The sequence below is a fragment of the Mycobacterium sp. NGS58 genome, assembly GCF_059812385.1.
On record NZ_JCALCO010000028.1, the window covers coordinates 22,242 to 48,590 of the forward strand.

General features: G+C 66.6%; 26 protein-coding genes and 1 pseudogene. 11 read left to right on the forward strand and 16 right to left on the reverse strand.

Annotated elements, in window-relative coordinates; genetic code table 11:
• Positions 1-143 precede the first annotated feature (143 nt).
• Positions 144-851 (forward strand): GAF and ANTAR domain-containing protein, encoded by a 708-nt coding sequence (locus AC5Y4H_RS22345; protein ID WP_499985197.1) that lies wholly within the window; start codon positions 144-146, stop codon positions 849-851.
• Between the two features lie 31 nt (positions 852-882).
• On the opposite strand, the gene AC5Y4H_RS22350 is transcribed toward AC5Y4H_RS22345, so the two are convergent.
• On the reverse strand, positions 883-2,037 hold the full coding sequence (locus AC5Y4H_RS22350; RefSeq protein WP_499985200.1) for an NAD(P)/FAD-dependent oxidoreductase: 1,155 nt from the start codon (positions 2,035-2,037) through the stop codon (positions 883-885).
• A 75-nt stretch (positions 2,038-2,112) separates the two neighbouring features.
• Here AC5Y4H_RS22350 and AC5Y4H_RS22355 point away from each other — a divergent pair, with 75 nt between their 5' ends.
• The 3 genes from AC5Y4H_RS22355 to AC5Y4H_RS22365 all read left to right on the forward strand — a co-directional run bounded on the left by AC5Y4H_RS22355 (position 2,113) and on the right by AC5Y4H_RS22365 (position 6,409).
• Positions 2,113-3,294 carry a zinc-dependent alcohol dehydrogenase gene (locus AC5Y4H_RS22355; protein ID WP_499985203.1) on the forward strand — a complete coding sequence of 394 codons (1,182 nt, stop codon included), beginning with the start codon at positions 2,113-2,115 and terminating at the stop codon, positions 3,292-3,294.
• 92 nt (positions 3,295-3,386) lie between these two features.
• Positions 3,387-5,537 carry a glycogen debranching protein GlgX gene (glgX, locus tag AC5Y4H_RS22360; protein ID WP_499985204.1) on the forward strand — a complete coding sequence of 717 codons (2,151 nt, stop codon included), beginning with the start codon at positions 3,387-3,389 and terminating at the stop codon, positions 5,535-5,537.
• 104 nt (positions 5,538-5,641) lie between these two features.
• On the forward strand, positions 5,642-6,409 hold the full coding sequence (locus tag AC5Y4H_RS22365; protein ID WP_499985280.1) for an SDR family oxidoreductase: 768 nt from the start codon (positions 5,642-5,644) through the stop codon (positions 6,407-6,409).
• On the opposite strand, the gene AC5Y4H_RS22370 is transcribed toward AC5Y4H_RS22365, so the two are convergent.
• The 3 genes from AC5Y4H_RS22370 to AC5Y4H_RS22380 all read right to left on the reverse strand — a co-directional run bounded on the left by AC5Y4H_RS22370 (position 6,406) and on the right by AC5Y4H_RS22380 (position 9,573).
• Positions 6,406-7,377: an aldo/keto reductase gene (locus tag AC5Y4H_RS22370; RefSeq protein ID WP_499985206.1), complete on the reverse strand. Its 972-nt coding sequence runs from the start codon at positions 7,375-7,377 to the stop codon at positions 6,406-6,408. The genes AC5Y4H_RS22365 and AC5Y4H_RS22370 overlap by 4 nt on opposite strands.
• A gap of 41 nt (positions 7,378-7,418) precedes the next feature.
• Complete coding sequence (locus tag AC5Y4H_RS22375) at positions 7,419-8,432, reverse strand: sensor domain-containing protein (RefSeq protein WP_499985208.1); 1,014 nt, start codon at positions 8,430-8,432, stop codon at positions 7,419-7,421.
• A gap of 67 nt (positions 8,433-8,499) precedes the next feature.
• Positions 8,500-9,573 carry a hypothetical protein gene (locus AC5Y4H_RS22380; RefSeq protein WP_499985211.1) on the reverse strand — a complete coding sequence of 358 codons (1,074 nt, stop codon included), beginning with the start codon at positions 9,571-9,573 and terminating at the stop codon, positions 8,500-8,502.
• A gap of 147 nt (positions 9,574-9,720) precedes the next feature.
• Between AC5Y4H_RS22380 and AC5Y4H_RS22385 the strand changes: the two genes are divergently transcribed.
• Entirely contained in the window at positions 9,721-10,281 is a 561-nt protein-coding gene (locus AC5Y4H_RS22385) for a hemerythrin domain-containing protein (protein ID WP_499985215.1), read from the forward strand.
• 69 nt (positions 10,282-10,350) lie between these two features.
• Positions 10,351-11,019, forward strand: a complete 669-nt coding sequence (locus AC5Y4H_RS22390) for a UdgX family uracil-DNA binding protein (RefSeq protein ID WP_499985218.1) — start codon at positions 10,351-10,353, stop codon at positions 11,017-11,019.
• Between the two features lie 15 nt (positions 11,020-11,034).
• Here AC5Y4H_RS22390 and AC5Y4H_RS22395 read toward each other — a convergent pair whose 3' ends face one another.
• The 4 genes from AC5Y4H_RS22395 to AC5Y4H_RS22410 all read right to left on the reverse strand — a co-directional run bounded on the left by AC5Y4H_RS22395 (position 11,035) and on the right by AC5Y4H_RS22410 (position 15,731).
• The gene (locus tag AC5Y4H_RS22395; RefSeq protein ID WP_499985220.1) at positions 11,035-12,828 is read right to left on the reverse strand and encodes a thiamine pyrophosphate-requiring protein; all 1,794 of its coding nucleotides are present in this window, start codon (positions 12,826-12,828) and stop codon (positions 11,035-11,037) included.
• Positions 12,829-13,094: 266 nt separating this feature from the next.
• Positions 13,095-14,150, reverse strand: a complete 1,056-nt coding sequence (locus AC5Y4H_RS22400; RefSeq protein ID WP_499985223.1) for a DNA topoisomerase IB — start codon at positions 14,148-14,150, stop codon at positions 13,095-13,097.
• A gap of 129 nt (positions 14,151-14,279) precedes the next feature.
• Positions 14,280-14,678 (reverse strand): heme-binding protein, encoded by a 399-nt coding sequence (locus AC5Y4H_RS22405; RefSeq protein WP_499985225.1) that lies wholly within the window; start codon positions 14,676-14,678, stop codon positions 14,280-14,282.
• A gap of 228 nt (positions 14,679-14,906) precedes the next feature.
• A complete protein-coding gene (locus tag AC5Y4H_RS22410; RefSeq protein WP_499985227.1) occupies positions 14,907-15,731 on the reverse strand; it encodes an SDR family oxidoreductase in 825 nt (274 codons plus the stop codon).
• A 233-nt stretch (positions 15,732-15,964) separates the two neighbouring features.
• On the opposite strand from AC5Y4H_RS22410, the gene mbp1 reads away from it, so the two are divergent.
• Positions 15,965-16,201 carry a microaggregate-binding protein 1 gene (gene mbp1, locus AC5Y4H_RS22415; protein ID WP_499985229.1) on the forward strand — a complete coding sequence of 79 codons (237 nt, stop codon included), beginning with the start codon at positions 15,965-15,967 and terminating at the stop codon, positions 16,199-16,201.
• A gap of 98 nt (positions 16,202-16,299) precedes the next feature.
• On the opposite strand, the gene AC5Y4H_RS22420 is transcribed toward mbp1, so the two are convergent.
• Genes AC5Y4H_RS22420 through AC5Y4H_RS22445 form a run of 6 tightly spaced genes read right to left on the reverse strand, consistent with a single transcriptional unit; the run spans position 16,300 to position 20,406 of the window.
• Positions 16,300-16,500: a hypothetical protein gene (locus AC5Y4H_RS22420; protein ID WP_499985230.1), complete on the reverse strand. Its 201-nt coding sequence runs from the start codon at positions 16,498-16,500 to the stop codon at positions 16,300-16,302.
• A 15-nt stretch (positions 16,501-16,515) separates the two neighbouring features.
• Complete coding sequence (locus tag AC5Y4H_RS22425) at positions 16,516-17,280, reverse strand: endonuclease/exonuclease/phosphatase family protein (protein WP_499985231.1); 765 nt, start codon at positions 17,278-17,280, stop codon at positions 16,516-16,518.
• A gap of 57 nt (positions 17,281-17,337) precedes the next feature.
• Positions 17,338-17,964 carry an SAM-dependent methyltransferase gene (locus AC5Y4H_RS22430; protein ID WP_499985233.1) on the reverse strand — a complete coding sequence of 209 codons (627 nt, stop codon included), beginning with the start codon at positions 17,962-17,964 and terminating at the stop codon, positions 17,338-17,340.
• A complete protein-coding gene (locus AC5Y4H_RS22435) occupies positions 17,961-18,734 on the reverse strand; it encodes a PIG-L deacetylase family protein (RefSeq protein ID WP_499985235.1) in 774 nt (257 codons plus the stop codon). Before AC5Y4H_RS22435 ends, AC5Y4H_RS22430 begins: the two co-directional genes overlap by 4 nt.
• Positions 18,731-19,684 carry an acyl-CoA dehydrogenase family protein gene (locus AC5Y4H_RS22440; protein ID WP_499985236.1) on the reverse strand — a complete coding sequence of 318 codons (954 nt, stop codon included), beginning with the start codon at positions 19,682-19,684 and terminating at the stop codon, positions 18,731-18,733. Before AC5Y4H_RS22440 ends, AC5Y4H_RS22435 begins: the two co-directional genes overlap by 4 nt.
• Positions 19,681-20,406, reverse strand: a complete 726-nt coding sequence (locus tag AC5Y4H_RS22445) for a glycosyltransferase family 2 protein (RefSeq protein ID WP_499985239.1) — start codon at positions 20,404-20,406, stop codon at positions 19,681-19,683. The genes AC5Y4H_RS22440 and AC5Y4H_RS22445 overlap by 4 nt, the downstream gene beginning before the upstream one ends.
• A 92-nt stretch (positions 20,407-20,498) precedes the next feature.
• Here AC5Y4H_RS22445 and AC5Y4H_RS22450 point away from each other — a divergent pair, with 92 nt between their 5' ends.
• Positions 20,499-21,074, forward strand: a complete 576-nt coding sequence (locus AC5Y4H_RS22450; RefSeq protein ID WP_499985242.1) for a nucleotidyltransferase family protein — start codon at positions 20,499-20,501, stop codon at positions 21,072-21,074.
• Here AC5Y4H_RS22450 and AC5Y4H_RS22455 read toward each other — a convergent pair.
• Both AC5Y4H_RS22455 and AC5Y4H_RS22460 read right to left on the reverse strand, forming a co-directional pair.
• Positions 21,071-21,328, reverse strand: a complete 258-nt coding sequence (locus AC5Y4H_RS22455) for a DUF7218 family protein (protein WP_499985244.1) — start codon at positions 21,326-21,328, stop codon at positions 21,071-21,073. The genes AC5Y4H_RS22450 and AC5Y4H_RS22455 overlap by 4 nt on opposite strands.
• Positions 21,329-21,402: 74 nt before the next feature.
• A complete protein-coding gene (locus AC5Y4H_RS22460; protein WP_499985246.1) occupies positions 21,403-23,502 on the reverse strand; it encodes a catalase in 2,100 nt (699 codons plus the stop codon).
• Between the two features lie 114 nt (positions 23,503-23,616).
• Between AC5Y4H_RS22460 and AC5Y4H_RS22465 the strand changes: the two are divergent.
• The 3 genes and pseudogenes from AC5Y4H_RS22465 to AC5Y4H_RS22475 form a co-directional block, all read left to right on the forward strand.
• Positions 23,617-24,009: pseudogene (locus tag AC5Y4H_RS22465) on the forward strand (chemotaxis protein CheB); the annotation flags it as partial.
• A gap of 52 nt (positions 24,010-24,061) precedes the next feature.
• Positions 24,062-24,820 carry an STAS domain-containing protein gene (locus AC5Y4H_RS22470; protein WP_499985248.1) on the forward strand — a complete coding sequence of 253 codons (759 nt, stop codon included), beginning with the start codon at positions 24,062-24,064 and terminating at the stop codon, positions 24,818-24,820.
• 328 nt (positions 24,821-25,148) lie between these two features.
• Complete coding sequence (locus AC5Y4H_RS22475) at positions 25,149-26,318, forward strand: glycosyltransferase (RefSeq protein WP_499985249.1); 1,170 nt, start codon at positions 25,149-25,151, stop codon at positions 26,316-26,318.
• The last annotated feature ends 31 nt before the right edge of the window (positions 26,319-26,349 follow it).

Sequence of the window (26,349 nt, forward strand, 5' to 3'; positions counted from 1 at the left end):
TCCCCGGGGGGGCCTAGGGCATCCGGGGACGCGTTCGCTATCTGGCCTTGCGCTTCGTTGAATGGCTTCTAAACTAGTCAATGCCACTCCGACGTTGCCAAAAAGGGGCTCCGCGGCTCGAAAGGCTCACGGGGGTGAAGTAGATGCGAGATGGACGCGCCACAATCGTCAATCAGCTCGTGGAGCTCGTAGCGAACCTGGAGCGGGGGAACGGTGATACTGCGGCCGGGCTGCAGGAGCTGATCGATAACGGTGTCGACCACGTGACCGGCTCCCAGTACGCCGGAATCACCTTGGCCGAGAAGCGCAAGCTGGTCAGGAGCGTGGTCGCTACGCATCGTTTCCCGATGATCCTCGACGCGATCCAGAACAGGTCCGGTGAAGGGCCGTGCCTGACCGCCGCCTGGGAGCACCACGTCATGCACATCGCTGACCTACACAGCGAACAGCGCTGGCCGCACTACCGGCGGCACGCGCTCGAGCAGACGCCGGTCCGGTCCATCCTGTCGTTCGAGTTGTTCGCCGACGGCAGCAGCATGTCCGCGCTCAATTTCTATGCCGACCGTCCACACGCATTCGACCAGGAGTCGGTGGAGTTGGGCACGGTGTACGCGACCCATATCGCCTTGGCCTGGTCGATGATGCGCCGACAAGACCAATTCCGCAGTGCCCTGGCCTCTCGAGACATCATCGGGCAGGCCAAGGGCATGGTCATGGAGCGCTTTAATCTCGACGCCGTAGAAGCGTTCGAGCTGCTCACTCGGCTTTCGCAGCAGTCCAACACCAGGCTGGTCGACATCGCGGCCGCACTGATCGACAGCGAACATCCGCTCAAACACCGCCGGCACTGAACACGGCCGCTGACAGCGGTTTTGACCGAAGTCAGTCCATCGGGACCGGCGCGGGTCGCCCCTCGGCGATAAGCCGCTCGCCGAGATCGTAGTCGTCGTCGGCGTTGTAGGTCAGGACGCCTACGACCGCGTCTCCCGATTCGTACCACACGGTGAAGCTGTTGCCGTGGTCGAGCATTCGGCTGCGCTCGTACCCGTCACCCCAGGCGTGATACTTGAGCGTCGCATCACCGATTGTGGTCCAAAACCCCGGAACCCCATCCCATTTCGATTGTTGGCCCGCCGCGCACGCTCCGGCGATCGATCCCTGGTCGGCCGCATCCTGCCAATGCTCGGTGGCCACGTGCCGTCTCGCTACGTCGTGGTGTGCCAGCGCGACGTCGCCGGCGGCGTACACACCGGCCGTGGAGGTTGCCATATCGGAGCCCACCACCACGCGGGACTCACGGATCTCAAGGCCCGCGTCGGCGGCGATGCGACTCTGCGGTGCCACTCCGGTTGCCGCGAGCACCAGGTCACAGTCGATGGTGACGCCGTTGTCCAGGCGCACGCCCGACTCGCTGATTTCCTCCACGGTCACCCCGCCAACATGACGGGCACCCGCCTCGCTGACCAGATCGCGCAGCCGCGCGCCTGCTTCGCTGCCGAGCCGTTTTTCCTGCGGGAGGTGTGACGGCGCAACGACAGTCGCCGAAACTCCACGCATCGCCAACGACGCCGCAGCCTCGCAGCCGATGAATCCCGACCCGATTATTACCGCGGAGGAGGCATGCTGGGCGGCCTCGCGCAGCCTGCCGGCATCGGCCAGTGAGCGCAGCAGCAGAGCCCGTTCCCCGCCGGGAAATGGCGGTGGCGCGGGCGCGGAGCCGCAGGCCAGGACCAAAGTGTCATAGCAGTAGCGCTGCTTGCCGACGTACACGGCGCGCTCGGCGAGGTCCAAGCGATCGACCGGAGCTCCAAAGGTGAGTGCGATCGACCGGTCGCCGAACCACCGCGGCGGGTGCAGCTCGACGTCGTCGGTCTCCCCGCGCAGGAATTCCTTGCTCAGCGGTGGCCGTTGGTATGGCGGGTCGATGTCGGCGCTGATGATCCGCACCGGTGTATCGGCATCGTGCTCGCGGAAGGTCTCTGCCGCGGCCACCCCTGCAGGCCCGCTGCCCACGATGATCACTCCGAGTTGGGTCACCAGCGGGTGATACCCACGCCGCAGGGCGCTGACACCCGCAGTTTCGATAGGAGCGAGACGGGTATCGCCCCTCACATGAAGGCTGTTACCTGGCACGGCAAGCGCGATGTACGGGTGGAGTCGGTGCCCGATCCGAAAATCGAGCAGCCCACCGATGCCATCGTCGAGGTCACATCGACCAACATCTGCGGGTCCGACCTGCACCTGTACGAGATTCTTGGGGCATTCATGAAGTCCGGAGACATCCTCGGTCACGAACCCATGGGCATCGTCCGTGAGGTCGGCACCCAAACCGGCGACCTGCGGGTGGGGGACCGGGTCGTCATCCCCTTCCAAATCTCTTGCGGCAGTTGCCACATGTGCAGCGAGAAGCTGTACACCCAATGCGAGACGACCCAGGTGCGTGAACAGGGCATGGGCGCGGCGCTGTTCGGCTATTCCGAGCTCTACGGCGAGGTCCCCGGCGGTCAGGCCGAGCTGCTGCGCGTCCCGCAGGCACAGTTCACTCACATCAAAGTCCCTGTGGGACCACCGGATTCGCGGTTCGTCTACTTGTCGGACGTCTTGCCCACCGCGTGGCAGGCGGTCGAATACGCCAACATCCCGGACGGCGGCTCGGTCACCGTGCTCGGGCTGGGCCCCATCGGCGACATGGCCGCGCGCATCGCCGATCACCTGGGCTACCGCGTGATCGCCGTCGACCTGGTGCCTGAACGACTGGGACGCGCGGCGAACCGCGGTATCCACACCATCGACTTGGGGCGGCTGGACGGCTCGCTCGGCGACGCGATCCGCGACCTGACGGACGGGCGGGGAACCGACTCGGTCATCGAGGCCGTGGGCATGGAGGCGCACGGCTCTCCGACGGCCAAACTGGCGCAACAGGTTGCCGGACTGCTGCCCGATGCGCTCGGCAAGAGGGTCATGCAGACCGCCGGCGTGGACCGGTTGTCCGCCCTGTACTCCGCCATCGACATCGTGCGGCGCGGCGGCACGATCTCGCTGATCGGCGTGTACGGCGGCATGGCCGACCCGTTGCCGATGCTGACCCTGTTCGACAAGCAGGTGACCTTGCGGATGGGACAGGCCAACGTCAAGCGCTGGGTCGACGACATCATGCCGCTGCTGACCGACGAGGACCCGCTCGGCGTCGACAGCTTCGCCACGCACGTGCTGCCCCTCGACGAGGCTCCGCACGCGTACGACATCTTCCAGAAGAAACAGGACGGTGCGGTGAAGGTCATACTCAAGCCGTGATCGTCTATGCCCCAAGGCTTTCCGGTTAGCGCCTGCGGCGCGGCGACCCGTATGCAGTTTGACGGCTGTGTAAGCAGGGTATTGATTGCGCCATGACCACCGCAGACGCTCTCGCTCCCACGCCCACCGGAGAGGTGTGGCCGGGCCGGGCCTACCCCCTGGGGGCGACATACGACGGCGCGGGCACCAACTTCGCCGTGTTCAGCGAGGTGGCCGAGCGGGTGGAGCTGTGCCTGTTCGACGCCGACGGCGTCGAGAGCCGCGTCACCCTGCCGGAGATCGACGGCTTCATCTGGCACGCGTACATCCCCAACATCGAACCGGGCCAGCGCTACGGCTACCGCGTGCACGGTCCGTACGACCCGGCTGCGGGGCAGCGGTGCAACCCGAACAAGCTGCTGGTGGACCCGTATTCGAAAGCGATCGACGGCTCGTTCGAGTGGAACCAGTCGCTGTTCAGCTACAACTTCGGCGACCCCGACAGCCGCAATGACGACGACTCGGCGGCCAGCATGCCCAAGTCGGTGGTGATCAATCCCTACTTCGACTGGGGAAACGACCGGCCGCCCGACCACCAATACGCCGACTCGGTCATCTACGAGGCGCACGTCAAGGGCCTGACCCAGACCCACCCCGACATCCCCGAGCCGCTGCGCGGCACCTACGCCGCGGTAGCGCACCCGGTGATCATCGAGCACCTCAAGGGCCTCGGCATCACCGCCATCGAGCTGATGCCGGTGCACCACTTCGCCAACGATTCCACCCTGGTGGACAAGGGGCTGTCGAATTACTGGGGTTACAACACGATCGGATTCTTCGCACCCGACTTCAAGTACTCCAGCGCCACCACGCCGGGCGGGCAGGTCCAGGAGTTCAAGGCCATGGTGCGCTCGTTGCACGAAGCCGGCATCGAGGTCATCCTCGACGTGGTCTACAACCACACGGCGGAGGGCAACCACCTGGGCCCGACCCTGTCGATGCGCGGCATCGACAACGCCGCCTACTACCGGCTGGTCGAAGACGACAAGCAGTACTACATGGACTACACCGGCACCGGCAACAGCCTCAACGTCGGGCATCCGCACGCGCTGCAGCTGATCATGGACTCCCTGCGCTACTGGGTGACCGAGATGCACGTCGACGGCTTCCGGTTCGACCTGGCGGCCACGCTGGCCCGCGAATTCTACGACGTCGACCGCCTGGCAACGTTTTTCGAACTCGTGCAACAGGACCCGACCGTCAGCCAGGTCAAGCTCATCGCCGAGCCGTGGGACGTCGGCCCGGGCGGATACCAGGTCGGCAACTTCCCGCCACAGTGGACCGAATGGAACGGGAAGTACCGCGACGCCGTTCGCGACTTCTGGCGCGGCGAGCCCTCCACCCTGGACGAGTTCGCCTATCGGCTCTCCGGATCCGCCGATCTCTACGAACACACCGCGCGGCGGCCGGTGGCGTCGATCAACTTCGTCATCGCTCACGACGGCTTCACACTGCGCGACCTGGTCTCCTACAACGAGAAGCACAACGAGGCCAACGGTGAAGACAACAACGACGGCGAGAGCCACAACCGCTCCTGGAACTGCGGAGCGGAGGGGCCCACCGACGACGAACAGGTCAACGACCTGCGCGCCCGTCAGCAACGCAACTTTTTGACCACGCTGTTGTTGTCCCAGGGCGTGCCGATGGTCTGCCATGGGGACGAGCTCGGTCGCACCCAGAACGGCAACAACAACGGCTACTGCCAGGACAACGAACTCACCTGGATCGACTGGGAGAACGCGGACGCCGGGCTGCTGGAATTCACCCGGACGGTGTCGGCGCTGCGGGCCGAGCACCCGGTGTTCCGCAGGCGCCGGTTCTTCTCCGGCAAGCCGGTGGGCCGCCGCGGTCAGGACGGACTGCCGGACATCGCCTGGTTCACCCCCGAGGGCGCCGAGATGACCGACGAGGACTGGGGCGCCGGATTCGCCAAATCCCTCACCGTCTTCCTCAACGGTCATGGCATCCCCGACCGCGACCCGCGCGGGCAGCGGGTGCTCGACGACTCCTTTCTGCTGTGCTTCAACGCGCACTATGAGCCGATCGAATTCACCTTGCCGCCAAAGGAATTCGGCGCTTCCTGGCAGGTGGTGATCTTCACCGGACCCGAAGAGGCCACGCCGGCCGACGAAGTGCCCGGGGGAGGCGTGTTCACCGTCGACGCGCACACCGCCGTAGTGCTGCAGGCACCCGACGGCGGTTGAACACCTTGACACAAACCCGCCCGAACGTTACGTAACGCGCCGCCTGCCGATACGCTGTGGCTGCAGCGAGGTCGTTACAGGAGAGGGCGAATATGTCAAGGACAGTGGTGATCGGCGCCTCCAGTGGGCTGGGGCGCTGCATAGGCGTGGGCCTTGCGCAGCGTGGCGATCAGGTCGCGCTGCTCGCGCGACGCCGTGAGCGCATCGAGGCCGCGGCCAGGGACGCCGGCCCGAACGCGATCGCTGTCGAGTGCGATGTCACCGACCAGGCATCCTGCCGCTCGGCCATCGACCGCGCCGCCGACGCCCTCGGCGGCATCGACAACATCGTCTACACACCCGCCGTCGGGCCGCTGGTCCGCATGGTGGACACCGACGCCGACACCTGGCGGCGCATCTTCGATACCAACGTGATCGGCGCTTCGTTGGTGACGGCCGCGGCGGTGCCGCACCTGACCGCGTCGGCCGGCAAGGCGGTGTACCTGTCCTCCGACGCCGGCACTTTCGGGCCGCCCTGGCCTGGCCTCGGCGCGTACGGCGTCAGCAAGGCCGCCCTGGAACGGCTCGTGGAAGCGTGGCGGGCCGAACATTCCGACATCGGGTTCACCAACCTGATCGTCGGGGAGTGCGCGGGCGGCGAGGGCGACGGCCAAACCGGGATGAACGAAGGCTGGGACATGGACCTGGCGATGAAAGCGGTGCCGCTGTGGTCCGCGCGCGGCTGCATGCCAGGCAAGCTGATGCCCGTCGAGGACCTCGTCGACGTCGTCCACACCATCCTGCGCACCAACGCCTCGACATCGATGCCGCTCGTGGTCGCCCGCGGGGCGCCGGCGAGCCCCGCCGCGTTCGCCGAGGCAAACCAGTCTTAAGGGCGGCCGAGCTTCTCCTTGGCCAGGTCGGTGAGGAACCGCGCCGTCGACGTGGGGCGGAAGGCCAGGGCCGCGTCGGTGAGCGCATCACGTGATGCGGTGGGCAGTTCGATGTCGGCGGCGGCGACGTTGAATTCGAGCTGCTCGACGCTGGAGGCGCCGGGAATGGCGACGACGCCCGGATAGCTGATCAACCAGGCCAGCGCCACCTGTGCCGGCTTGGCGTCGACGTCCTTGGCGACGTCGCGCAACAGTTGCAGCAGCGGCTCGACGCGGCGCAGGTTTTCGGTGCCGAACAGCGAATTCACCGCGCGCACGCCACCGGGACGGTTGTCCACGCCGTATTTGCCGCCCAACAGGCCCTGTTCCAGCGGACTGTAGGCGATCACTATGCGGTTCTCCCGCTCGGCGAAGGGCACCAGATCCTTCAGCGCCTTCGGGTACGCGAGCGAGAAATGCACCTGATTGCTGATCACCGGCCGGCCGAGCGCGGCGTCGGCCTTCTGCCACCGCTGCAGCGAATAGTTCGAGACGCCGGCGGCGCCGATCTTGCCGCTGTCGAGCAGGTCGCGCATGCCGGGCATGATCACCGAGTCGGGGAACACCGGGTTGGGCTGGTGGATCTGGTAGAGCGGAATGCGGTCCAGCCCCAGCCGCTGGGCGCTCGCGTGGGCACGCTGCTTGACCACGGCCGGGAACGGCACGACCGGCATGATCTTGCTGGCCACCGCGACGTCCGCGCGCTCGTCGCCGAGGGCCTCGCCCAGGATCCGCTCACTTTTGCCCAGGCCGTACACCTCCGCGGTGTCGAATAGCGTGACCCCCAGCGCACGGGCGCGGCGCACGATGTCGCCCGCCGCTCCGGCGGCGTAGCTGTCCCCGTAACCCCACTCCCGTGAGCCGAATTGCCAGGTGCCCAGGCCGATCCGGCTGACCCGGCCGACCCCGTCGACGTCGACAAATTTCATGCGCTCAGCCTAGTGGCGATCGCCGATCCGCCGTGGGCTGCTCAGCCGGGAATCTTGCCGAGGATGTAGTTGGCGATGCTGACCGCGGCCGCGCGGGGCGGCCCGCTGTCGGTGGTGCCGTTCGCGGACACGTTCAGGTCGATGACGACGTTCGCCTTCGCGGCGATCGCCCGGGCCGAACGCACCTGGATGGCCTTGGGCGTCAGATCGAGGGTGGTGATGCCGTTGCCGGCATCGGCGGGCGCGCTCAACGACATCGGGATCGGCCGCCCACCGGGAGCGGTCACGGTGACGGTATAGCCGCCGCACTGGTGCCACCCCGACAACAAGGTGGCCAACTGCGCCTGGGCGGCGGCCGCATCGCGGAAAGCCGCCACGCCCTGGATGACCTGCATCGACTTGAGCATGCTGCGCGTGTCGGTGAATTGCCCGGCGTGATATCCGGCCAGCGCTCCCGGCGTGTAGGCGTCCGGGCTGCCTGCGGCGATGCTTCCCCAGCACTCGGGGCGGTCGATGCTGCCGTCATCCGCGGCGCGGCCCGGGCTGTTCCAGGTCGGCCCGACGTCGAGGTTCGCATCCCCGGTGATGTTCCGCAGGGCATCGAGCCCGGGTAGCAGCGTCGCTACGGTCTCCGGAGGGACCGTGGGCGGCGGCGGTCCCACCGCCGTGCTGGATGCGGAGGGCGTCCGATGCGCGGAGGTCGAACCGGCCAGCGTCGCCCATCCCGCCAGAGCGACGACCGCCAGCAGGATGAAGATGTACGACAGCGTCACGCCCACCAGCGCGCGGTCGCGGCCGAGTTCGCCGGTGCGGCGGATCTGCGCCAGGCCGAGATGTCCCAGAATCGCTCCGGCGGGCGCGAACAGGAATGCGAAAACCAGTGACAGCGTCGCCGCCGTGTTCACCGGCGGGCGGTACGGCGCGGGTGGCGGTGCGAAAGGCGGGGGCGCGGCCGCGGGTAGCTCGTCGGGTAGCTCCTCGTCGGCCGGCGGGACGCGGCCAAGCGGGTCGTAGCTCAGCGGGTTTTGCCAATACGGGTTCTGTGGGTTGGTCACCCCGGTGCCTCCTTAGCGGGGAGAACCTGCCCGAAATGTAGCCGACGAGGGCGTCTGGCAAAACCCGTCACAGGCGGGGTTTGGCGACGCTGACCACATAGGGGACGTGCGCAAAGGTCAGGTAGACCCGACGCGGCCCGACGGCCATGCCCGAAAGCTGGGCCGCTCCGGCGGCGGGAGGCAGCCCCGAACGGTAATCGATGGTGCGGAGCACGTGGATGTGACCGTCCGGGAAGCCGGTGAAGCTTGCCGTCTCCAGCGTCACCAGTTCGCGGTCGGTGGCGGCATAGATCCTGGTGTCGTCGGTGCCGAGTTCGCGAATCGGCGACGGTAACCGCGTGCTGGCCAGCACCTCCAATCCCTTTCCGCCGCGGCGCGAGTCGACGGCGCGCAGCGTCGCGTCGTCGCGGCCGGCCACGTAGCTGCGTGTCACCGCGGTGCCGTCACCCGCCGAAACCGCGACGTCGAGGTCCAGTGAGCCGCGTTCCGCCGCGGGCGACGACGTCCCCTGAAAGTGGCGGATGCCTGACGGGCCGAACAGGTGGTAGTCGATCTCGCGGCCGCGATTCGCGCCGTCGATGGTGTCCGCCTTCATGCTGGTGATGGCGGTGGGGAGCGTGCGATAGCCGTACTGGTCCACCGGCGTCACCGCCTTGCCATCCGCCGACAGCGCCAGCAGCATCCGCAATCCCGCATCCTCGGTGAGGTAGGCCGGCGCGGGCCCCGCGTCGAAATCGCTGACCTGGCGCAGACTTTCCAGGTCGACCTCCGCCACCTTGCCCCGCTCGGGCTGCGGCACGAACACGACGCGCTCGTCTTTGCGGCTGATCTGCAGGTTGCGTCCGGACCCCATGGGCGCGGAGAACCGCGTCCTGGCGTCGCCGCCGTGATCGCCGGCGCCGACCTCGGCCAACCGGCGATCGTCGGTGATGCCCACCAACGCGTGCATGCGGTACGACCACACCGGCTCATGCAACGCGGCACCGGCCTGCCAGAGTTCGACGTCGGGTGCTGATTCCAGCGACGCTCCCGGCCGTGAACAGCCCGAGGTCAGCACGACCGTCGCGGCCAGGCCGGCGACTCCGCCGCGCAGCAGAGCCCGGATGCGCTGGCCAGTGCGGGAATCCATTCCGGCGCCCATCGACGGTCAGCTCCTTTCGCCGCTTGTCCAGGAGATACCCCGCCCAGCGACGGCCACACCCCCGTTTGGCGCTCGGATTCGTCGGGTAGCCGTCCACGGAGCGCGCGCAGCCCTGCGCGTCGAACCAAAGTAGATGGGAGGGACACTGTGGCACCGACCGCCATCAAGTCGCCCACCGACGTGGTCGACTTCCTCGTCAGTCAGCATGAGCAGATCAAAGCGATGTTCGCCGATACCCTCGCGGCGTCCGGAAAGGCCCGCGAGAAGGCCTTCGTCGAGCTTCGGCGGTTGCTCGCCGTGCACGAAACTGCGGAGGAAGAGATCGTTCACCCCCGCGCGAAGCGCAAGATCTCCGACGGCGCCGCCGTGGTGGGTCAGCGTCTGCACGAGGAGCACGAAGCCAAGACCGTTCTGCAGAAGCTCGAAAAGCTCGACGTCGACAGCGAGGAGTTCACCCGCGATCTGACGAAGCTGCGCGACGCGGTGATCGAACACGCCGAGCACGAGGAGCAGGACGAATTCTCCAAGCTGGGTGAGGAATTGAGCGGCGAGGAACTCGAACGCATGGGCCGTGCCGCCAAGCTCGCCGAGGCGATCGCCCCCACCCGCCCGCACGCCGGAGTGGAATCCCAGGTGGCCAACCTGGCCGCCGGACCCTTCGCCGCGATGCTCGACCGGGCTCGCGACACCATCACCGGCAAGGGCTGACGCAGCCACCCCTGGCGTGGTACCCCCGCTCGGTGGGGGAGCGGGGGTACCCACGCCTCCCATCGCACCATGGCCGCAACGTCCAACGCACCCGGTGCCGCCCGCTACCTTCCGGAGGAGCGGGACCTCGATGCGTTGCGCGATGCGGCCGAAACATGCCGCGGCTGCTCACTTTTCGAAGACGCGACCCAGACGGTGTTCGGCAATGGGCATCCGGGGGCGCCGATCATGCTGGTGGGAGAGCAGCCCGGCGACCAGGAGGACCGTGCCGGCGAGCCGTTCGTCGGGCCCGCCGGACGGTTACTCGCCCGCGCCCTCGAGGACGCCGGCGTCGACCCGGCTCTGGTCTATGAGACGAACGCGGTCAAACACTTCAAATTCACCCGCAAGGGCGGCAAGCGACGCATCCACCAGAAGCCCGGCCGCACCGAGGTGGTTGCGTGCCGGCCATGGCTGATAGCCGAGATCGAGGCGGTGCGGCCCCACGTCATTGTGTGTCTGGGCGCGACTGCCGCACAGTCGTTGCTGGGAAACGCTTTTCGGGTGTCCACTCAGCGCGGCCAACAACTGCGGCTGCCACCGTCGGTCGACGTGCACCTCGCACCCGAGCCGATCGTCGTCGCGACGGTGCACCCTTCGTCGGTGTTGCGCGACCGGAGCGACCGACACGACGAGGTGTACAAGTCGTTCGTCGACGACCTGCGCAGCGCGGGCGCAGGCCTCGCCGGGCCCAGCTGAGTTGACCCCTGCGAGTCAACTCTTCTTGTGCGGCAAGAACTCCTGGGCCTTGGTCTTCAGGCCGACCTTGACGAAGCCCACACGGTCTTCGTCTCCGGAGAGCACCGCCGTGGTCGCAGACTTGAACTGCTCCCAGGTGGCATGCGGCGGGATGGGCGGCATGTCGGGGTCGGTGTGGACGTCGAGCACGGTGGGACGGTCCGCGGACAACGCGTTGCGCCACGCGTCCGACAACTCCTCGGGATCCTTGATAGCCATGGCGTTCAGGCCGAGGCTTGCCGCGAACGCTGCGAAGTCGATGTCGGGAAGGTTCTGGGACTCCGCGAATTTCGGTGCGCCGGCCATGGCCCGCATTTCCCAGGTGACCTGGTTCAGGTCGTTGTTGTGCAGGATCGCAATGATCAGGCGGGGGTCTTTCCACTCGTTCCAGTACCGCTTGATTGTGATCAGTTCGGCCATGCCGTTCATCTGCATGGCGCCGTCACCGCTGAACACGATGACGGGCCGGTCGGGGTGACCGAACTTGGCGCCGATGCCGTACGGAACTCCCGGGCCCATCGTGGCGAGGTTGCCCGACAGCGAGCCCCGCATATTGCCGCGGAAGCGCAGGTTGCGCGCATACCAGTTGGCCGACGAACCGGAATCGGCTGCGACGATGGCATTGTCGGGCAACTGCGGCGACAGCTCGGAGAACAGCCGCAGCGGATTGACCGGGTGTGCGGTGACCATGGCTTCCTTGTCCATGGTCTCCCACCAGCGGGCCACGGTCTTCTCGATGCCCTCGCGCCACGAGCGGTCCTCCTTGCGGCGCAGGTGCGGGATCAGCGCCCGCAGCGCGGTCTTCGCGTCGGCGACCAGATTGACCTCGTAGGGGTAGCGCATGCCGATCATCCGGCCGTCAACGTCGATCTGCACGGCGCGGGCCTGACCGAATTCCGGCAGGAACTGCGTATACGGGAAGCTGGAGCCGACGGTCAGCAGCGTGTCGCAGTCTCGCATCAATTCGTAGCTCGGTCGCGTCCCCAGCAAGCCGATCGAGCCGGTGACCCAAGGCAATTCGTCCGACAGCACGTCCTTGCCCAACAACGCCTTCGCCGCGCCGGCACCGAGCAGGTCTGCGACTTCGGCGAGTTCTTCTCGGGCGCCGCGGGCGCCGGTGCCGACCAACATGGCGACCTTCTTGCCGGCGTTGAGCACATCGGCGGCGCGCGCGACGGCGCTGTCGTCGGGGGCGATGTCCGGGTACTCGATGCCGAGGCTGGAGGGCACCATCTTGAACGCGTGTTCGGGCGGCGAGTACGGCAGCTCCTGGACGTCACTGGGGATGATCAACGCCGTCGGCGCCCGCTGTGTCATCGCGATCCGGATCGCGCGGTCCAGCACGTTGGGCAATTGTTCGGGGACGGTGACCATTTGGACGTAGTCGCTGGCGACGTCCTTGAAGAGGGTCAGCAGGTCGACCTCCTGCTGATAGTTCCCGCCCATCGCGCTGCGGTTGGTCTGGCCGACGATGGCCACCACCGGAACGTGATCGAGCTTGGCGTCGTAGAGGCCGTTGAGGAGGTGGATCGCGCCGGGGCCGGAGGTCGCGGCACAGACGCCGACCCGGCCGGTGAATTTCGCGTAGCCCACCGCTTCGAAGGCGCTCATTTCCTCGTGGCGGGACTGGATGAACTTGGGCTTGTTGTCCGCGCGGCCCCACGCCGCGAGCAGGCCATTGATGCCGTCGCCGGGGTACCCGAATACGTGTTCAACGCCCCACGCCCGCAAGCGCTCTAGCAAATAGTCGGAAACCTCTTTTTTGGACATGCTTTCCCTCCTCGGCAGACGGTTCTATGTGCTGGCGGATGGGCGTGTGTGGCTATTGTTTGAACCACCCGCTGGACACCGTCCCGCCGCGGACCAGCCGATAGCGGCCGCCGCTGACGGACGTGACCCATGCAGGCTGCCGCCGCGAGGGCGGCCTGGGCACTTCCCACACGAGCCCGATTACCCGGATTCGTCGGTGTTATTCGCTGAAACGCGGCGGGTCAGGTGACTCTCAGCCAGCTTTCAGCTGGCGATTGTGCATTGAATTAGGCCGTTTCCGGCAGGTCGGACAGCCTGGAAGCGTTGCCGCCCTTGGCTACTCGCCGGATCAGCATGCGGGTGGCCTTGTCCAGGGTCTCCTGAGCCGCGTCGGGTTTGCGGACGCGCCCGGCGCGGCGCACCGCCGCGGCGATCGTCAGCCCCTGCTCGTAACCGGTGACCACGCGGGGGTCGACGTAGGAACCGCGCGCGACGGCAGGGGTGTTGCCCAGCTCCTCGGCCACCTCCTTCATCACCGCGGATTCGACGCTTTTGGCCACCCGGCGTGAGACAGCCGGGTCGGCGTCGGCGAAGGCCGCGGCCGCGAGCACCGTCCCATGCCACGTCCGCAGGTCCTTGACGGTGTATTCGTCGCCGACCAGCTCCTTGAACCGGTCGTTGAGATCGGCGGCACGAACATCGAGCCAGCCGGACGAGGTGCGGCACACCAGCAATCGCTCGGTGCGGTCGGGGCGGCGCATCAGCGCACGCACCGCCCGAACCACTTCGGGGTCCTCGATTTCGACGGTGCGCCGGACCCCGCTCTTGGCCGGAAAATCGAACTCGACCGCGTCACGCCGGACCACCACATGCTCACACAACAGCGTGGACAGGCCGTAGGACTCGTTTTCCTCGGCGTATTGCTCGCCCCCGGCGCGAAAGTACCCCCGATCGAGCAGCCGCAGCGCGAGCGCCAACACCCGCTTGCGGGTCAAGCCCGTGCGCGTCAGGTCTTTGGCGATCTCGGCGCGCCACACCGGCAGCCGCGTGGACAGTTCCAGCACGCGGTCGAACTTCTCCTCGGCGCGTTCCTGCTGCCAGGCGGAGTGGTACAGATACTGCCGCCGGCCGGCGGCGTCGATGCCCACTGCCTGAATGTGACCGTTGCTGTACGGCGCGATCCATACGTTCTTCCAGGCAGGTGGAATAACCAGATCCTTGATGCGCTGCAACGTTTCCGGGTCGGACAGCGGCTTGCCATCGGGCCGGTAATAGGCGAAGCCCTTACCGCGTCGCTTGCGCGCGATACCCGGCTTGCTCAATACGCTCCGGCGCAGCCGCATTGTCGGCCCTCCAGTTCTGGTAGCTGACTGCACAATTACCCGCCGGAGAAGTTGTTCACACCGCGGAAGGGCGCCCCCGACGTGGCAACGACCCGCCACAGCGCTGTGGCGGGTCGTCTCGGGCTCCAATCAGCCGGCCATGAACTCCTGGTAAGCCGACTCCAGGTTCGGCGGCAGGGCGGAAACGTTGCACTGCCGTTCGGTGTCGCCGATCGGTGCCAGGATGCCGCGCAGGTCGTGGTACTCCTGCGGGTGGCCGGTGAAGTAGCCGCGCAGGCTCGATTCAGCCTCTGGCCGGGGCTGCCCGTAGGCGGCCGTCACCACCTGGTTGGCACCAGGATGGGCCGCCAGGTACTGCTGGGCGGAGCCCTCCACCGAGGAGACGGTGTTGTTCACGCCGGCCGGGCTGCAGTCGGGTGCTGCGGCCGCGGATGGCGCACCGACGATGCCCATCGCCATTCCCCCGAGTAGACAGCCGGCACTGATCCCGGCCACTTTCCGGCGCGCGACAATACTGCTGATTTTCATGATCTTTGATGTCCTTCGAAACGAATTGACTCTGAAGAGAGGCTCCCGATCCTCGAAATCCAAAGTAGCGGAGGCCAGCAGTGGCAGTGTTCGCTGACGACGAACGTCGGCGGCAGCTACCCGCTTTCCAGGGGCGTTTGCTAAGCGAACGATCAAACGATCGAGGAGTTTTTAAGAGAACGGCCCGAATCTTAGGGAATTGTCAGCGACATCGTGACGGAATTGTTACTAGGAGCGGGCATCAGAGTGAGGCTTCGAGCCGTCGCCGTCCGTCGAGTGGTGGCCGTTGGTACTCGGGGCAGCCAGGGTTTGCAGCCAGGTGTCGACGTCGGGGCCTACGACGACTGCCTGACCGGATGCCAGCAGCGCTCCGGCGCCCAGCGCGGCGACCGCGGGCTCTACAGTTCGCACCCGTCGGCTATCGCCCTGCTGGGCAAGCAGTTTGGATGTCAGATCGGGTAGCCGGATGGCGTCCGGGCCGGTGATGGTCCGCGGTGCGTGTATCTGGCCCAGGGCCGCCTCGACCATCACGTCGGCGACGGTGTCGGCGGCGATAGGTTGAATCAGCCAGTCCTCGACGATCACCTCGTTGCTGTTAGAGGTCACCGCGTCGTGGTTGGTGGCGAATTCGTACCACTGCGTCGACTTGACGATCGTCGTCGGTACCGGGCCGTCGAGCAGGATGTCCTTGGCCTTCCGCTTGGCTTCGTAATAGGGGAAGCCGTCGAACACCGGGTCCTCGATTCCGGCGATCGTCGACACCACCAGGCGCTGAACTTCTTGCGTGGCACACGCTCCCACGATGTTGCGGGAGGCCGCCGCAAGGGTTTGGCCGATGTTCGACGTCCCGTCGGCAGGCACCGGGTTGGACACGTCGATGGCGACGTCTACCCCCCTGAGCGCCCGCGAAAGGCTTGGCCCGTCGAAGAGATCGACGCCATGCTCGCGCGAGATCTCTACCACGGTGACGTCGCGCGACCTCAGCCGGGCGACAATGCGGGAGCCGGCGGTGCCGGTCGCTCCAATCACGGCGATAGTAGTCAGTGCTCTCACCCCTCGGCCTGCTTCTATCCGGCGAAGCGTCAGTCAAACAGTCGATTCGGCTAGCGGATAGGTGAGGTTCGGCCGCGGCCCCGGCTACGTGATGGCGACGTGATGACGCCCACATCATTCCGAGCTATCCAGCGGTGATGGAAGACCGCGGCGTTTGGCGGCGCGTGCCCTGGGAACGCCCTAGCTGTCATGCGAGCGCAAGCTCAGTAAACACCGAGAGGGAGGTCGAACCCATGGGGGACGACAAGAGCGGGCCGGAGGAAGCGGTTAAGGGCACCGTCGAGGGCGTGAAGGGGAAGGCCAAAGAGGTCGGCGGGGCCGTGCTCGGTCGCGACGACCTGCAGCGCGAGGGCCAAGCCCAGCAGGACAAAGCCGACGCCCAACGCGATGCGGGCAAGAAGGAAGCCGAAGCTGAGTCGGCGCGGGCCGGCGCCGATGCTGCCGAAGAGCGGCAGAAGAAGAACCAGTAGGCCACCCGCAACGGGGCTCGGTCCGATTCGGGCCGGGCCCCGTTCGCGCGTAGGGTATGCCCGCGACGTCGAGTGCCGATCGATGATTCCAAACCCCCCTAGCGGGTAATCCGCGCTGAAGCCGCCGTGCGGCGTGTACGGATGACGAACTCGTCGGCCTCGTCACGAGGCTTCTCACCCGCCGACGCCGCGCTCTCGACAGCGCCGACGTCGGCGTGGAAATCGTCGGGGTCACCGACGAGATGCCGTTCCCCGACGACATCGCGCGGGTTCTGGTCGCGGTGCAATCGCGCCACCACGACGGCTGAAACCCTTTAGACCCGTTGCAAATCCACCACCAGCGGGCGGTGGTCGGAAATGGTCATCAGGTCTGATTCCACGGCGCCCCCGCGCAACTGGTGGTCGTCGGTCAAGATGTGGTCGAGCTGGCGGTTGGGCGTGACAGCGGGAAACGTCTGGGCGGCGGCCAACGCCCGCATGCCCGACCAGCGGCGCACCGTGTTCGGGGTCATGTTCAAGTCTCCGGTCAACAGCCGCGGTCCGGGGAAGCCGCGCAGGTCATGAATCAGTCGGCGCAGCTGGCGCCGATTCCAGCCGGGAACAAAGGAGAGGTGGGTGTTGGCCACCGTGAGCCCGCCCAGCGGGGTCCGCAATTGCGCGATGACCGCCGCACGCGGCTCCTCGTTGACGACCATGACCCGGTTGGGTCCCGGGAGGTACATCGGAAATCGCATCGGGATGCGCGGCAGTCGCACCACCTGCCAACTGGCGACGGGGTATCGGGACAGCAGTGCGATTCCGTACGCGGCCGTGCCCGGTTGCTCGCGGCCGGTGGCGGCCATCCAGGTCGCCCCCGGCGTGCCGGAAATCGCCGCTACGAACCGGTGTTCCACCGCGCCCATGGCTTCGGCCGCCGCGGCGGTCAGGTCGGCGCGCTCCGAGCGCGGCTGCTCGCAGTCAACCTCTTGCAGGCTCAGTACGTCCGGATCAAGGCGTTGCACGCAGTCGCGGAGCCGCTGGACGACCACGCCGTCGCCGACGGTGCGCCCATGCAGGATGTTGAACGTCGCAACACGCATAGGCTTCCACCTACCCACTTTTTCCCTCGTGCAGTCACCGGGTATCCCCGCCGCGGATCAGTGCGCGCCGGGCACACCCTCGCGAGCGGCCACCGACCGGCCGTCGCCGGTGTCGAACACCTCCACGATGACGTCACTGTCGCAGTAGCGGCCCATCGGAGTAAGCCCCGGCGTCCGCGCGATGACCTCATGGGCCGCGTCGCCGGTGAGCGGGTAGTCATCCACCGGATGACGCCAATGCGCGGCAACGATATTCGCGCCCGGCTGCAGTCGCGGACACTCTCGGCGCAACACCTGCGCCAGGGTCTCGGCCTCCAAGTAGTAGGCGACTTCGCTGAGCACCAGCAGGTCGAACGGCCCGGCCGGCCAGGCGGCGTCCAGCGACGAGCGGATCAGCGTCACCCGCTCGCGGCAGCCGGCTTCACGCAGTCGGGCATCCGCGCTGCGCAACGCGGCCTCGGCAACATCCACCGCGGTCAGGTGGTCACAGCGCTGTGCCAGCCGCGCGGTGAGCGTTCCGATCGAGCAGCCCGGCTCGAATCCGTGCCCGTAGCGGCGTTGCGGCAACAGCCCCAGGGTGATCGCATACTTGCGTTGTTCGTACCACCGCGTCGACAGCTGCCAAGGATCCTCCATGCCGACATACATCTCGTCGAAGTAGCCGTCCGGAACCCGCGCGGTCACCGAAATACGACCTCGCCCACCGCGAGCAGTCGCTGAAGCACAAAACCCGGCAAGATGGGCGGCGATTGGCTTCCATTGGGCTCGAACTGACTTCGATAGAAGTGCGCGGCTCGGCGCTTGCGTTCGGTGGCCGGCCCGAGAGCAGGTACCGCGTAAGCCTGATCCCATGGCACCGCTGGATCGGCGGGAAATGCCCAGTGCCACATCCACACTGGATACTCCAACAGCGTGGCACCGGTGCCCACACATGCGGCCGAGGCCGCCCTCCCCACCGCCTCGTGGTCCGGATGGCCGTCGCCGCGCCACGTCGCCGCGCACCAGGTCCCAGCACCGGCAGCCTCGAGGATTTCCGTCAGCGTCTCGGTGAGCCTGTCCTCGTGATCGGCCAGCTCTCCGTCCGGCAAGCCCAGCGATATCGGGGGAGGGGTGCCCAAAAGCCCAGCAGCCCTCCGCAATTCGTATCGACGAGTGGTCTCCATGCGAAGGCGATCCGAAGCGGACGCACCGGGGTGCGCGGCTCCGCCATCGCTGACCGCGACCACCTGGACGGGAATCCCCGTCGCGGCCAGTTGTGCGATCGTCGCACCCAAGCCCAAGGTTTCGTCGTCGGGGTGCGGCGCCACCACGACTAGCTGTGAGCACTCCCTCAGATCCAGGGTTGGCAGGGGCTGCTCCTCAAACGCGGCCAGCCACAACGGAGCCGGAGTCCCGCCGTGCGTCAGCGGCTTGGCCGCAAACCGTGCGCAGTTGCCTGCCGGCAGGGTTTTCATGGGAACCTCGCCGTCTGCTGGCCGGCCAGCCGACCGAGCTCGGCCAGATCGCGCTCGGCGTGGCTCTGCCGGATGTAGATGCTGAGATCGGCGACCCGCTGCGCGTGCCGGCCATCCTGGCACAGCGGGCCGGGGCCCAGAGCGCGTCCGGTGCGGGTGATGGCTTCGTCGACCGCGTGTTCCACCACCGTGCGGACGCGACGGGCCAGCAATTGTGCCCTACCCGACCTGTCAAACGGGTCGTCGTCGACCTGGCTCGCGGCAACGGCCAGGATCGCGTCACCGGCCGCCAGCGCGGCGTCAACCGCACCCAGATGCGCCAACGAGTACGCATCGGCCGATTGACTTGCGGCGCAACGGTATAGCGGATCGGCGACCCTGCGGGCACCGCCGAGCCAGCAGGCGGCCACGCCGATGGCGCCATGCCAGAACCCGGGCCTGGACAGATAGTCTCCCGGATCACCCACCGCGACGGCCTGGGCGTTGGTGAACTGGACCGGCCTGGTGTCGCTGCCGGCCATCCCGGCGTTCCACCAGGTGCTTGGCAGGGCCTTGACGGTCGGGTCGGTCGCGGTCACCGCGAACAGGCCGCGCGATTGGTCCTCGAGCCGCGCGGTCACCAGCGCGTGAGTGCAGAATCCAGCGCCTGAGCACCACACCTTGGTGCCGTTCAGGGTGAACGCGCCGTCGGTGTTGGTCGCGGTCAGTGCGGCATCTGGGGCCTCGGCCGCCCACACACCCCACAGCTGTCCCGGTTCCGGGGGCTTACCGCCCAGCTCGTGAAGTATCGCGACGGCATCGACGTGGGCTTCGGCGATCCTGGCCGCAACAATGTTGTCTTCTGCCAGCTGTGCCAGTCGGTGCCAGCGTTCGGCCGTTCGGCCCGAGGCGGGCAGGGGTAACTCGAGTCGACCGGATTCCAGCCAGTGCTCAACCAAACCCGCCGTCACACGCAATCACCCGCCGCCGTTCTCCCCATTTGCCTGAGGTGATGGGCGAATCCCAAAGGCGCCCGAGCCTGGGTTCGCGCCGAGGTGATCACCGACAATTCGGTGTCTCGATGAATGCGGTAGCCGGCGGCCTCGAACCGCTCCACCAGGTCGACATCCTCGCCCGTCGGCAAGGTGCGGAAGCCGCCTACGCGCCAATACGCCTTGGCGCTGAAGCCCATGTTGGCTCCGTGAATGTGTTCATGATCGTCGTCTCCATACGCGGGATCTGCTTGGTAGCAGCGCATGTAGCGTTCGACGACGTCGGCATTGTGCTGCCGCCAATCGGTTACCCGCACGACGCCCAACACCATGTCCGCACCGACACCCAGCTGGCGGACGAGCCAGCCGGGGTCCACCCGGCTGTCGGCGTCGGTGGTGGCAAACCAGCTCCTGGCGCCGTCTCGCAAGAGCGACCGGGCGTAACCGAAGCCGACGGCGCGGGCCGTGCCGACGTTGCGCACGTCGACGCTGATGAAATGCACATCGGGACCATACTGACCGGCCAGCTCATCGCTGCCGTCGTCACAGCCGTCCAATACGACCACGATCGTGACAGGAATCGGCGCGCACAGGGCGGCGGTCAGCACCGTGCGCAGGCACGCCGGCAACTTTTCCCGCTCGTTGTGAGCGGGGATCACAACAGCAGCAGCGTCATAGGCGCGTGGCACGGCGGCTGACATAACCCCGAGATTTCCCAATTGGCCACAAGTTAAACGACTTGGCCCGCCGTGCCAGGTTGCTCCCGCGATGAGCCGGGTATGAACTAAGCACCATGGCAGCGACCGGAGCCCACCCCGACGCACCCGCGGGCGCCACGCCATTGCGGGACGCGCTGCGCGGCGCGGCCTCGGCTCTCAAGGAGAACGGGCCACGTTTCGCCTTGGCCGGCAGCTACGCGTTATGGGCTTACGGTGCACCGGAACCCAGTCACGACGTGGACCTGGTGGTAGCGGAGTCCGATGTGGAAGCCGCAGTGGCCACGCTGGCCGGCGCGGGGTTCGCCATCGAACGGCCACCGGAGGATTGGCTGTTCAAGGCCCGCGTTGCCGGTGTGCTGGTCGACGTCCTGCACCGGATCAATGGAGTGCCGGTCGATGCGGGCACGCTGGACCGCGCCGAACAGCACGAAGTGCTCGCCATCAGCATGCCGGTGTTGCCACCCACTTTGGTGCTTGTCCAGCAGTTACGAGCGCTGCACGAGCACCACTGCGACTTCGCCAAATTACTGCCGGCCGTGCGCGCGGTGCGCGAACGGCTGGACTGGGAGGCGATCCGAACGCTGACCGCGGACAACGACTACGCGGTCGCGTTCTTGGTGCTGGCCGATCGCCTCGGCCTGACCGGCTAATGCTTACGCAGTTTGGCGACCAGTTTGTCTTTGGTTAGGCTCGAATAGCCGGACATACCAAGCTCTTTGGCGCGCTTCCTGAGTTCCGTAACTGTCCAGTCCTGGTAAGACCCGGACTTGCCGCCCTTGCGGGCTACCTTGGACTTGCCCTGTCCGGCGGCCGCGTTCGAAATCCGCGCGGCCTTTTCTTTGGAGTCGCCCTTCTTACGCAAATCCTGATACAGCTTTTCATTCTTGATCGACGAACGCGGCATCAGCGATCCTCCTATCCATGACGTGACGCCCTATTTGTCCGAGTGCCCGCCCCGGCTGCGGAAAAAACCACGTTTTAGGCGGGAATCGGGTCCGTGCGCCGCTCCCAGCAACGGTGCCGGGCCAGAGCAGCGGTGAATTCCTCGACGAAGCGGTCGGGCAACTCGTCGGCAGCGGCTTTGGTGGTGATGACGGATTGATCGTTGAGAACGTCGGTGTCCTCGGCGAGGCGATTCGTGATGCCGGCGCTGCGCAGCAGGTCAACGCCCGCCCCGTAGGCGCCGACAGGCTTCAGATGCTTATAAGCCTCGGTCACGAAGTGCACGGCATAGCCGTCGTTCGACAGGGTCGACACGGACCGCGGCCCGCAGGCCACCACGACGGCGTCATACAGCACCGACGCCATCGTCGTGAACGACCGGTCGACCGGAAGCTCGCCACCGGATCCCCCCTCCAACGTGCCGCCGGCGACCGGTGCCAACACCTCGACCATGGCGCCGCGTTCGCTCATCTGCTCGATGAAACGTTGCGTCCCCACCACGTCGACACCATCGGCGGCCAGGACCGCGATCTTACGCGAGGCGATGGTGTCGCTGACACTGATCTGGGACAGCGCCGGCGATGCAGTCACCTCGTCGACCGGCTCCTCGGGTGGTTCGGGCAGCCCCAGCTTCGCCGCCACCTGCGCGGCCAGTCCGCCGTCCACCCGGGCGAGTTGTTCTACTACGGCCGAACGGATCTCGGGGACCTCGACCTTACCCAGTTCGAAAGCGAACGCGGCGACGATGTGTTCGGCTTCGACGGTCGACATGCTCTGCCAGAACATTCGGGCCTGACTGTAATGATTCTCAAACGACTTGGCGCGCTTGCGCATTGCCTGCCCGTCGAGTCGCTCGGTGTAGTGGCGGAACACGTTTTCGTCGGCCAGCGCCGGGCACCCGCCACCGATGCTGTTCTTGTAGTAACTCGAGCGCCCCTGTGGAATCGTGTGCTGTCCGTAACCGTCGTGTTGGTTGGTTCGCACCTCGGCCACCGGCCGGTTGATCGGCAGCTGAGCGAAATTGGGGCCGCCCAGGCGGATCAGCTGCGTGTCCAGATAGGAGAAGTTGCGGAACTGCAGCAGCGGATCGTTTGTGAAGTCGATGCCGGGCACCACGTTCGCCGTGTGGAATGCCACCTGCTCGGTCTCGGCGAAGAAGTTGTCCGGGTTGCGGTTCAGTACCATTTTGCCCACCGGACGAACCGGGACCTGTTCTTCCGGAATGATTTTGGTCGCGTCGAGCAGATCGAAATCGAACTTGAACTCGTCGGCCTCGGCGACCAGCTGCACGCCCAGCTCCCACTCAGGGTACTGGCCCGACTCGATGGCCTCCCACAGATCCCGGCGGTTGTAGTCGGGGTCCTTGCCCGCGATCTTCTGGCATTCGTCCCAGATCAGCGAGTGCACGCCCAGCCGCGGCTTCCAGTGGAACTTCACGAAAGTGCCTTCGCCGCTGGCGTTTACCAGCCGGAAGGTGTGCACGCCGAAGCCCTGCATCATGCGGTAGCTGCGCGGCAACGCCCGGTCCGACATCAGCCACATTATGGTGTGCAGGGTCTCGGGCTGCAGCGACACGAAGTCCCACAGCGTGTCGTGCGCCGACTGCGCCTGCGGAATCTCGTTGTGCGGCTCGGGTTTCACCGCATGCACAAAGTCGGGGAACTTTATGCCGTCCTGGATGAAGAACACCGGAAAGTTGTTACCCACCAGGTCGTAATTGCCCTGTTCGGTATAGAACTTGGTGGCAAAGCCCCGGACGTCGCGGACGGTATCGGCCGATCCGCGCGAGCCGGCCACGGTGGAGAACCGGACGAACACCGGGGTTTGAACACCAGGGGCGGTCAGGAATTTCGCTGCGGTGTAATCGGCCAGCCAGTCGTCGTAGGGCTCGAAATAGCCATAGGCGCCGGCACCGCGTGCGTGCACCACGCGCTCCGGAATGCGCTCGTGGTCGAAGTGGGTGATCTTCTCCCGGGCGTGGAAGTCCTCCAGCAGTGTCGGCCCCCGCTCGCCGACCGTCAGCGAGTCGTCGGTGTGGTCGACGCGGACGCCCTGTTGGGTGGTCAGGTAACCGGTGTCGCGACGGAACCGCGCCGGGTCGAGGTCACGTTGTTTCGGATTCTGATCGGTTCCCATGGCTCGTCTCCTCTCAATCGTGGGGGGTACCACGGCCCATCTCGTACAAACGGCGCGAATTGCGCCCTATCCACCGGGAGCAGGGTTGCCTACCATCGATACGGGTAGTCGAAAGTGGTGATCGAGACGGCTGAAGTCGGCGCCCTTCAAGGTGTGGTAGCGATCGGCGCGTCGGCAGGCGGAGTCGAGGCGTTGTCGAATCTCGCCGCGGGGCTGTCGCCGGACGTGCCCTACGCCTATCTGATGGTGCTGCACGTGCTCGCCGGAGCGCCCAGCATCCTGGCGCGCATCGTCGATCGCAGCGGCCCCCTGCCCGCTTCGGCCGCAGAGGACGACGCGCCCCTCGAACCGGGACACATCTACGTCGGCATTCCGGACCGCCATCTGCTGGTGGCCGACCATCACATCCTGCTGTCACAGGGGCCCACCGAGAACGGGCATCGGCCGGCGATCAACGCGCTGTTTCGGTCGGTGGCTCTCACATTTGGGACCCGCGCGATCGGCGTGGCCGTGCTCAGTGAGCGGTTATCGACTACCGCTCCACATGGCGGTGAGCCCGGTGACTGAGGTCGATCCGGTCGTCCGGGCTTACCGGGAATCGCAGCACGGTGTTCAGATTCTGGTGGCGAAGGGCGTGCTCGACAGCTCGACCTACCGAATCGTCCGCGACACCGTCATCAAGGCGGCCATCGACGAGCCCCAGGCCGTCATCGTTGATGTCAACGGTTTGCATGTGCCGTCAGCCTCGGCCTGGACCGTATTCACCAGCGCGCGTTGGCACGTCAGCGTCTGGCCCGACGTGCCGGTCCTGCTCGTATGCGCCGAGCCTCGGGTGCAGCGGGACATCAAAGCGGTCGGCGTCACCCGTTATGTGCCAGTGCATTCCACCGTCCAGCTTGCGCTGAATGCGTCGAGCTTCCCGTCCCTCACGGTGCGGCGGCGGGCACGCACCGAGCTGGCGCGAAACATCAGCAGCCTTGATACCGCTCGCAGTGTGATCGCGGACTGGCTCACCCGATGGGACGTCCCCGAGGCGATCGCGGTCGCGGCGACTGTGGCAACCGTCTTCGTCGAGAACGTCCTCGATCACACCGAGAGCGCTCCTGCGCTGATCGTCGAGAGCTATCAGAACAGCGTCACCGTCGCTGTCGAGGACGGCAATTCGCATTTGCCGGGCCGGCACGAGGACGCCGACCGCGGCGCCGACATGGTCTCGGGGTTGGCCATCGTGTCCGCGCTGTGCCGCGTGTGGGGCGCCACCCCCACCACGTCTGGCAAAACGGTGTGGGGATCGGTCGGGCGAGAAAACCAGCTCTGACGCCGTGAGTAGCCAGGGAAGTCGACTGGCAAACCTCGCAATATCGTCGACAGGGGTTCCAAACCACCCGGACGCCAACAGGACCACCAGCTCAACGCCGCGGCCACGCGCGACAGTCGTCACCTGTTAAGCCTCCACCATCTCGACCTGCCGCCGGAGTCCTGCGTCGGACGATGCCGCTTCGATGCTTTTCAGCTGCTCATCGAGGTCGGCTGGCGAAAGCCGGCCAGCCTGCGAAGATGCCCCTCGCGCCGTTTTCGCGGGTATCGGCCAGGGTATTTCACACCTACTGTTGGTGAATGGACGATGGCGCGCGGAGGGACTTGCAGTGAAGATTGCAATTGTCAGCGGCGATGACGTCGTCGGGGAGGACCCCGAGCGGCTGTGCGCCGCCTTAGCGGTCCAGGGGCACGACACGACGGTATATCTCCGACGAGCCACTCGACGCTCGATGCAGGCGGCTGCGGAGGGGCACTACCGCTGCCTGTCGGTCCCCGTCGGCCCGCGCAAGGCAGCACCGACCGTCGACGTGCTGCCCTATGTGGGGGACTGGGCCGCCAAACTCGAGCGGGCCTGGTCACGGGAGCAACCCGACGTGGTGCACGCCTACGGTTGGCAGGGCGGCCTGGCCGCTCAGTTGGCCGCTCGCCGCCGGCGTATTCCCGTAGTGCAGACGTTTCTGGGTCTCGCGGCGACGTCGCGCGGACAAGCCGACGCGAAACACAACAGCGAACGAGCGCGCATCGAGCCGCTCCTGGCGCGCAGCGCGGCCTGGGTGACCGGCGAGAGCAGTGAAGACGTTGAGGCACTGGCCCGGCTACGTCGGCTCCGGACCGCAGTGTCGAACCTGACGTGCGGCGTGGACGCGTTGCGCTACACGCCGGCGGGTCCAAAAGTCTCGCGTAATGGCCTGCGGCGCGTTCTGTTGGTGACACCGAATCCCTTGTGGTGCAACGGTATCGACATCGCAATCCGCGCCATGGCCAAGTTGCCCGCCGCGGAGCTCGTGATCGCGGAGAATGACCCCACGGATGGCGACCAGACTGACGCACGAGCTCGGCTGCAACACCTTGCCGCGGAGCTGGGCGTGGCCGCTCGCGTCCGCTTTGTCGGCGCGGTTGCTGACGGCGAACTGCCGAAGTTGATTCGGTCCGCCGAGGTCGTGGTGTGCACTCCCCGGCAGCCGCCGCGCGCCACCACCGTGTTGCAGGCCATGGCCAGTGGGGTGGTCGTGGTCGTGGCCGCCGTGGGAGTACTCGCCGACGTCGTACTCGACGACATCACCGGTCTCGTCGTGCCGCCGGAGAACCCCATCGCCTCGGCCGTGGCGATGAGAAGGCTTCTCGACCACAGCTTTCAATCTGAAAGCATGGGTGCGGCGGGCCGCAGCCGTGCTACGTCGCGCTTCGCATGGGAGCGCATCGCGCTCGACGCGCTGAATATCTACGAAAGCGTCGGGTCGCAACGACGGGTACCCACAGGTACGGCGGCACGCTGATGCGGGCGATCCTGCCCCTTTCTGAAGGCCT

Coding starts and splice junctions, on each gene's coding strand:
- AC5Y4H_RS22380 (WP_499985211.1), bottom strand. CDS start 9,573: ATGGGCGCCGGAATGGATTCCCGCACTGGCCAGCGCATCCGGGCTCTG.
- AC5Y4H_RS22345 (WP_499985197.1), top strand. CDS start 144: ATGCGAGATGGACGCGCCACAATCGTCAATCAGCTCGTGGAGCTCGTA.
- AC5Y4H_RS22355 (WP_499985203.1), top strand. CDS start 2,113: ATGAAGGCTGTTACCTGGCACGGCAAGCGCGATGTACGGGTGGAGTCG.
- mbp1 (WP_499985229.1), top strand. CDS start 15,965: ATGGGGGACGACAAGAGCGGGCCGGAGGAAGCGGTTAAGGGCACCGTC.
- AC5Y4H_RS22435 (WP_499985235.1), bottom strand. CDS start 18,734: ATGAAAACCCTGCCGGCAGGCAACTGCGCACGGTTTGCGGCCAAGCCG.
- AC5Y4H_RS22450 (WP_499985242.1), top strand. CDS start 20,499: ATGGCAGCGACCGGAGCCCACCCCGACGCACCCGCGGGCGCCACGCCA.
- glgX (WP_499985204.1), top strand. CDS start 3,387: ATGACCACCGCAGACGCTCTCGCTCCCACGCCCACCGGAGAGGTGTGG.
- AC5Y4H_RS22390 (WP_499985218.1), top strand. CDS start 10,351: ATGGCCGCAACGTCCAACGCACCCGGTGCCGCCCGCTACCTTCCGGAG.
- AC5Y4H_RS22455 (WP_499985244.1), bottom strand. CDS start 21,328: ATGCCGCGTTCGTCGATCAAGAATGAAAAGCTGTATCAGGATTTGCGT.
- AC5Y4H_RS22405 (WP_499985225.1), bottom strand. CDS start 14,678: ATGAAAATCAGCAGTATTGTCGCGCGCCGGAAAGTGGCCGGGATCAGT.
- AC5Y4H_RS22370 (WP_499985206.1), bottom strand. CDS start 7,377: ATGAAATTTGTCGACGTCGACGGGGTCGGCCGGGTCAGCCGGATCGGC.
- AC5Y4H_RS22445 (WP_499985239.1), bottom strand. CDS start 20,406: ATGTCAGCCGCCGTGCCACGCGCCTATGACGCTGCTGCTGTTGTGATC.
- AC5Y4H_RS22395 (WP_499985220.1), bottom strand. CDS start 12,828: ATGTCCAAAAAAGAGGTTTCCGACTATTTGCTAGAGCGCTTGCGGGCG.
- AC5Y4H_RS22460 (WP_499985246.1), bottom strand. CDS start 23,502: ATGGGAACCGATCAGAATCCGAAACAACGTGACCTCGACCCGGCGCGG.
- AC5Y4H_RS22400 (WP_499985223.1), bottom strand. CDS start 14,150: ATGCGGCTGCGCCGGAGCGTATTGAGCAAGCCGGGTATCGCGCGCAAG.
- AC5Y4H_RS22425 (WP_499985231.1), bottom strand. CDS start 17,280: ATGCGTGTTGCGACGTTCAACATCCTGCATGGGCGCACCGTCGGCGAC.